The organism is Vibrio sp. 10N.222.48.A3, assembly GCF_041475345.1.
GTDB lineage: Bacteria > Pseudomonadota > Gammaproteobacteria > Enterobacterales > Vibrionaceae > Vibrio > Vibrio tasmaniensis_A.
In genome coordinates this window covers 1-619 of the sequence record NZ_JBFRVX010001153.1, presented here as the reverse complement: position 1 = coordinate 619, position 619 = coordinate 1, and the positions used below count along the sequence as shown (strand labels likewise).

The 619-nt window shown below is 48.0% G+C and carries 1 protein-coding gene and 1 pseudogene; one reads left to right on the top strand and one right to left on the bottom strand.

Annotated features, from left to right (window positions below; genetic code table 11):
• On the top strand, positions 1-421 hold a 421-nt coding region (locus tag AB4653_RS24570), incomplete at its 5' end, for a methyl-accepting chemotaxis protein (RefSeq protein WP_372105541.1).
• Between the two features lie 83 nt (positions 422-504).
• On the opposite strand, the pseudogene AB4653_RS24565 reads toward AB4653_RS24570, so the two are convergent.
• Positions 505-619 (bottom strand): annotated as a pseudogene (locus AB4653_RS24565) (organic hydroperoxide resistance protein); the annotation flags it as partial.

The following is a 619-nucleotide window of genomic DNA, read 5'->3' as shown; positions in this document are numbered from 1 at the left end:
AGGTCGTGGTTTTGCTGTCGTAGCCGATGAAGTTCGTACTTTGGCTCAGCGTACGCAACAGTCCACTTCGGAAATTGAAGGCTTCATTAACTCGCTACAATCTGACGTGCAAACAGCGTTCAATGTGATTGATAACAGCAAGAAGATGTCTTCAAGAGCGGTTGAAGACTCACGAGGAGTAGAACAGACCCTGCAAGATATTTCAGGGGCTGTGAGCGAAATATTCAGCATGGCAGAGCAGATCGCAACCGCAACTGAAGAGCAAGCAGTAGTGACTCAAGATATTGCTCAGAACGTTGTCGCGGTAGAGCAGAAGTCGACAGAATCTACGACAGGCGCAACGCAAATTGCTGCAACAGCGAAAGAGCAGGCTGAGTTGGCAACATCGCTGAAAGAGCTCTCGAATACGTTTAAGAGTTAGCAACTCAGAGCTAGAAGCTTTCTATCGCATATAAAAAATGTCCCGCCTAGTGCGGGACATTTTTTTAGCGGGGGATGAAGCGGCTAAAGCGCTTGTCCGTTAACCGACAATTTCACATCAATGTTGCCACGAACCGCGTTTGAGTAAGGGCAAACTTGGTGCGCCGTTTTCACAAGCGTCACAGCTTGTTCTTGCTCT